Source organism: Pseudomonas costantinii, from assembly GCF_001870435.1.
Lineage (GTDB): Bacteria > Pseudomonadota > Gammaproteobacteria > Pseudomonadales > Pseudomonadaceae > Aquipseudomonas > Aquipseudomonas costantinii.
In genome coordinates this window covers 144,399-150,398 of sequence record NZ_MDDR01000022.1, presented here as the reverse complement: position 1 = coordinate 150,398, position 6,000 = coordinate 144,399, and the positions used below count along the sequence as shown (strand labels likewise).

4 protein-coding genes are annotated in these 6,000 nt (G+C 53.0%); 3 read left to right on the top strand and 1 reads right to left on the bottom strand.

The window, feature by feature from the left end; translation table 11 throughout:
- Positions 1-18: 18 nt before the first annotated feature.
- Positions 19-1,169 (bottom strand): IS3 family transposase gene (locus BFL40_RS12130; RefSeq protein ID WP_139213470.1). Its coding sequence is split into 2 segments (ribosomal slippage): positions 19-932 and positions 932-1,169, totalling 1,152 coding nucleotides; the frame shifts between segments, so codons are not numbered across the junction.
- Between the two features lie 211 nt (positions 1,170-1,380).
- Here BFL40_RS12130 and BFL40_RS12120 point away from each other — a divergent pair.
- The 3 genes from BFL40_RS12120 (at position 1,381) to BFL40_RS12110 (ending at position 5,784) form a co-directional block, all read left to right on the top strand.
- Complete coding sequence (locus tag BFL40_RS12120; protein WP_174555565.1) at positions 1,381-1,956, top strand: hypothetical protein; 576 nt, start codon at positions 1,381-1,383, stop codon at positions 1,954-1,956.
- Positions 1,957-2,703: 747 nt separating this feature from the next.
- A complete protein-coding gene (locus BFL40_RS12115) occupies positions 2,704-3,189 on the top strand; it encodes a CS1 type fimbrial major subunit (RefSeq protein WP_071484205.1) in 486 nt (161 codons plus the stop codon).
- A gap of 96 nt (positions 3,190-3,285) precedes the next feature.
- A complete protein-coding gene (locus BFL40_RS12110) occupies positions 3,286-5,784 on the top strand; it encodes a TcfC E-set like domain-containing protein (protein WP_071484204.1) in 2,499 nt (832 codons plus the stop codon).
- The last annotated feature ends 216 nt before the right edge of the window (positions 5,785-6,000 follow it).

The window sequence follows — 6,000 nt, the reverse complement described above, 5'->3', positions numbered from 1 at the left end:
TGAATCGCCCCGGATTCTCTAGACACCTTGCAAGCTCATTGCGTAACGCTTTTCAAACTCTACCGGTGACAGCTGATTGTTGAAACCATGGCGGCGTTTTACGTTGTAGAACATCTCGATGTAATCGAACACGTCACTACGAGCATCTTCCCGCGAGGTGTAGATTTTTCGCTTGATTCGTTCCCGTTTCAGAAGCTGGAAAAAGCTCTCGGCCACAGCGTTGTCATGACAGTTGCCTCGGCGACTCATGCTGGCAACCAAATTGTTTGCCTTCAAAAAGCTACGCCAATCGGAGCTGCTGTACTGGCTGCCTTGGTCGCTATGAATCATTACCTCTTGTTTCGGTTTACGCCTCCAAACCGCCATCAATAAAGCATCAATGGCTAAATCGCTGGTCATCTGCGACTTCATTGACCAGCCTACAACCTGGCGAGAAAACAGATCTAGCACCACAGCCAAGTACAACCAGCCTTCATACGTACGAATGTAGGTGATGTCGGTAACCCAAACCTTGTTGGGCTCCACGACATCGAACTGGCGCTTCAGCAAATTGGGTGAGGCGACAGCTGGCTTACCGCCGTACTTTCCAGGGCGGCGTCTATAACCTGTCTGAGAACGCAGACCTTCAAGACGCATCAGCCTCGCCACACGATGTCGACCACAATCTTCACCGACCTCGCGCAGATCGTCATGGATTTTGCGATAGCCATAAACGCCGCCGCTCTCCAGCCAGGAGTGCTTGATCAAACCTAACAGTCTCTGGTCGTCTTTGGCGCGTGCAGATTGCGGCTCAGACAGCCAGGCGTAATAACCGCTGGGATGGACTTTCAGCGTCAGGCAAAGCCGTCGAATCGAATAGTCGCCAGCGCGCTGCTTGATAAAGGCGTACTTCAGCCGCACTCCTTGGCAAAGTACGCGGCGGCCTTTTTTAATATGTCTCGCTCTTCAGTGACGCGCTTGAGTTCCGCTCGCAGACGACGCAGTTCAGCGTGCTGATCATCATCCTGCTGCCGTTCTTCTTGAGGTTTGCTGTAGCGCTTTATCCAGGCATAGAGGCTATGCGTCGACACACCAAGACGGGCCGCTACCTCAGCGACAGCCAGCTTCTTTTCGGTCACTTGATTGACTGCTTGGATTTTGAATTCTTCGGGGTAACGCGGGTTGCTCATGGCACCTCCTAATTGGCCTCAGTTTAAGGCAAAGAGGTGTCTACGAAACCCGGGGCGATTCAACCTGCATGACTTGCCTTCTACAACCGTACATTCGCAGCACACTCCATTGGGGGCATCTCCATTTTCGTTCAGCGACATGGGCGGGGAGCAATTCAAGCAGTTCTGTTGGTGGCTACTTAGAAAGGATCATGACCTAGTTGGGTGCCAGGTGCTGGGCAAACAGGGAGCAAAACCTCAGCACGGAATCGATTTGTTTGCTTTCCATCGTTCGCAGCCGGACGTATTGCGGGTCTATGAATGCAAATGCTGGAAACGATTTACTCCCAGCGCGTTAAGGCACACGGTGGATCGTTTTCTCTCTGGAAGATGGGCCGACACCGCGCGCGTATTTACCTTGGTTCTTTCCAGCAGTGGCGTGCAGGGGTTCGGGGGCGAGTGGATTGAGGCTCGCAGAAAACTAGCCGACCGAGGCATCGAAGGGGTGATTTGGACCGCCGAGCATCTTTCAGAGAAGCTGCAAGCAGCACCTGACGTGATCAGTCGATTCTTCGGTGAAATGGCGGCGGCGGGGTGGGGGGCGGGGTGGATGCGTCGGGTTGCTTTTCACGACGCGCTGCTTCAGGCGCTTGAGGACCCGCGACCGCACGTATCGAGGCTGGCTCATGACTTTATTGGTCAGGAGCGAGGCGCGAACGAGGAGCTGATTACCTGCCACAGCACCGACCGAGGCTGGTTCATAAGGAGGCCTGTGAGGGGGAGGATCAGTCAGGTCTTCTGTTCCTAACGTTGCTCACGGCGGAGCCACCCTTGAACCATTCAAAGACCTCGGCCGGCTCGCCCTGATGCAGCGCTATCTGTTAGGCACGCTACTTCAGCGGGGCCGGGGCCAGCCATTCCGGGGGGCGGTCCAGCGTTAACTGGCTGAAGGCAGCGCAAAACACCCGGGCGCGGGCACACCGGCGGATTAGGTCGGACTGCTTTTTCAGGCCGCCTACGTCCACCCATCCAAACCAGTTGTCTATGGGCGTTATTGGCCGGCGTGGCCAGATCCCCCGGAAGAACGACCGTGGGCAGCCTACTCGGCGAGGGCATTTATCTGTATCGCCTTATAACTAGCCCAATGCGGCCTCGATCCCCAGCGCACTAGGCCGACATGCAGCAGACCTCCCAGCGAGTGAGCAGGACGACTTAGGGTTTCGGTGTCATGTTAAAGCGGTTGCTTGGCAGGCTACCGCTCTCGGGCTGCTTGCGGCGCTAATATTCCACAGCGTATCGCTAACGCTTGTAAGGTATTTCCTACACTGCTTTCGGATTTGATGCAGGCCGTATCTGAAAATGGCTACGTATATTTGGGTCGTGTACTACTTTTGATTCCACTTCAATTACCAATAATCTCCCCGTCGCGTCGCTGGCCAGGCAGGAGCCTAGTGTGGGGTTAAATACACATAGGCAGCGTGCGATATAACAGCCGGCATTTGCATCCATTGCAGCCGGTCCTGATTGCATACTTCATTTTGTTTAGAGGTTTCAAATGATCAAGCGTTTTTTGATGGCTGCTCCGTTTGCTGCTCTGGTATTCAGCTCCTCTTTTGCGATGGCGGCAGAAACTGTCACCGTACAGCTTCGAGCAGATATCCCTAGTGATGATTTTTACGTCCGTCCGGTGGCTGGTGTTGATCTCTCCCGTGTTCAAAGTATGAACTGGAACGCGGCATCCAGTCGGTTGGAAACAGTGAACATCAACTTGGATATGAGAAACACTGCGGGTGGGATCAACGCGCGACTAGATTTGGCTCCGGAGCTTTTCAGCGGTAGCGCGAGAATCCCTTTGACTGTTCGCATTGGTAACACGGCAGTGACCACCAACGCTACCTCGATCGCGGCCGCAACACGCGTGGTGGCTGGTGCGCGGGACACCCTCACCATTGCCCCTACATCCAATGCTGTACGACCAGCAGCGGGTAATTACACCGGTACTGTATCGGTCATTTTCGAACCTGCCGCCCCTGCCGCATAAAATACGTGCGTTGTAGTTAATGCGGAATGCGTGTTTTGGCGGACGGAGGTGTCCGCCAATTTTTGTGTGGGTATTTCGCAGACGAGTAATTAAACTATGTTTCCATTAATTTTGGTTGCGACCTTGCTCGGGCTGGCTTTGTCTCAGACTACCCACGCAAATACTATCGATAATTCTTTGCCGTCCCGTAGTTTGGTGTCCCAGGCTAAGAATGTTCCTGCCGAGTTCGAAGAGTATTTATTCGATGTACCGCTGGCAGTTAGAATTGAAAGAAACTCGCAATTGGTTGGCGAGGCTTTGGTTGTGTTAACTCGAAACGATCAGATTAGTTTGCTGCAGTTTACTGACTTGTCCGGAAGTGCTGTTAGTGGCAGCGAGCTCAATACTTGGGAGCAGTTTCTTAAACAGGGAATTACGCTGGGTGCATGCAGCAAGCAATGTCCTGGAGAGCTAGTGGCGGTGCACTACAGCCTGGAGAATTCGGTTGTGTCGATTCTCACTCGTCAGGCGGAGTCCGATACTGCTCAACCAGCTTACTACCAGCAGCCCGAAGATGGGAGTCGCGGCCTGATTGTGCGTAACCAGTTGAACCTCACGGGAGGGGAAGTCCAAGGCGTAAGCGGGCGCTATAGTCTGGAAGGCACCAGCAGTCTTGGTAATTGGACGCAGAATGTTAGTGCTCTGCTAGCCCGTTACGCTGGTCAAGAGCAAGAGATGTATCACTCGATACAGGAGCTTTATACCCAACGCGAACTATTAGGGAGCTTCTTCAGGCTGGGTTATTTTACGCCAAGCTCGGCAGGGCTAGCCCGTCAACCGATTTCGTTCGGTAGCAGCCCACAAACTGCTTTGGGGGTGATGTATGGCAGCTCCGACAGCTTGGCGATTGATAATCCACAGCCTAGCATCTACCCGATCTACGTGACGGCGAACCGCCAGGCATCGGTAGAGATCTATCGCGATGGAGTATTGATCAATACTCAGTTGGTAGATTCTGGCTTACGTGCTCTGGATACTCGTGTTTTACCGAGCGGCATTTACGATGTGGAAGTGCGATTGGTTGAGGACGGTCGTGTGACATCTGCTACCACGGAATTAGTTTACAAGCCCAACAACTGGCGCAACACCGAAGAGCGCTGGCGGTATAACCTGTTTGCCGGTCGGGAGGCGCAGTTGTTTAGCAACTGGGAAGACTCATCGAGCAATGACCTGACTGCCGGTGTTTCGATCAATTACCTGCTACATCCACGTGCAATTGTTGGTCTTTCGGCGCGGCAGGTTAAAGACTACATGCAGTACGGCAGTTCCATCGACTGGATGCTAACTGATAATGCCAGTCTCTATGCCAACGTCTATCAGACTGAGCGTTATGGTTCGGGTGTTGACCTGCAGAGCCTTTACAGTTATGGCTCCGGCAGCATCGTGGTCAGCCATGCCCGAAGTTGGCTCGACAACAGCAACTCCTATGAAACATTGCTTGATGGCACCCGAGTTCGGCAGCGTAGTGTGTTTATCGGGCAGACCAGCACATCTTCTATTTCACTAAGCCATCGCATGGATCGTCGAGATTCTCTAAACGGTAGAGTTTCCTATAGCGACGGTTACAGCCAAGGCGCGTCGCTGGATATGGGCTGGTCACGTTATGACGCGCTGTTTGGTGTTCCCGCGGACTGGCGTTTTTCGGTGTTTGATCGTCCGTCCAGTTTCGGCAGCGGCGACCGGCGGAATCGCGGATTTGATCTCAGCCTTAATCTGGCGCTGGGGGGGAGCGGGCAGTCACTGAGCGGCAGTATTGGTAGTCGCACTTCCCTCGATGGTGGGCGTGATAATACGGCCGCGTTGACCTATCGAAAGGACCTGGAAGGCCACATGCTGCAAAGCGTGTCTGCAAGTGCCATACAGGATACCTATGGCCTCGGGTTATCCGGTACGTCCAACTTTCAAACACCGTTGGTTACTGGAGACGCCTACGCGCAGCGTTCATCCTATAACGGTAATTTGAATGGCGGCCTGAACCTAGAGAGCACAATTGCAGTCGGTGAAAAAAAGCTCGTGATGACTGGCCAGAATCAAATGGCGGGAGCGGGCATGATCATTGACTTGGAATCGGATATTGAGGGAGTAATGGTCCGTGCTGACGACTTCAGCGGTGGCAGTTTTAATCTGCGGCCGGGTCGTAACTTTGTGCCCCTGACCGCGTACAAAAGCGGGCAAGTCAGCTTTGATTTTGACGGAACCACAGTGCCTGCAGGCGCAATTCAGCCCGCTCGCACCGGCTATCACGTGAACAAGGGCGGTGTGGTGTATCGTCAGATTCAGGTGACAAAAACGTTGACGGTCCTGGGGCGGTTAGTGGATATCAAGGGGCAGCCACTGAAGGGACATCATTTGGTAAATCACGCAAGTCGTGGTGTGACCGAAGTAGATGGTTTCTTTTCCATGGAAATGACGGCTGGTGCCCCCGTATTGGAAGTCCGCGCTGGCGAATTGTTGTTGTGTAAATTCCAGCTGGATCCGAGTAAGGCTGAAGCAGGTCAAGACATATTAATGGTTGGTGATTTGGTTTGTTTGCCTAGCTCACTGGTCAATCGCTAATGAGCATCGTTTATTTAAACGTGCGAGGTCTGGTACCTATGTTCTTTAATACAATACTCAAAATCAGAGCCCACTGGGTCGCTCTTTTTATAACGCTAGTTGGTGCAGTAATATCACCAGCCAAAGCTGAAACCGTAGAAGTGGCGGTCGATTTTTTTCCTGATGCACGTAGGCCTACACATAGAGCTTTCGTTATGAGACCTGATACTGCTTGTC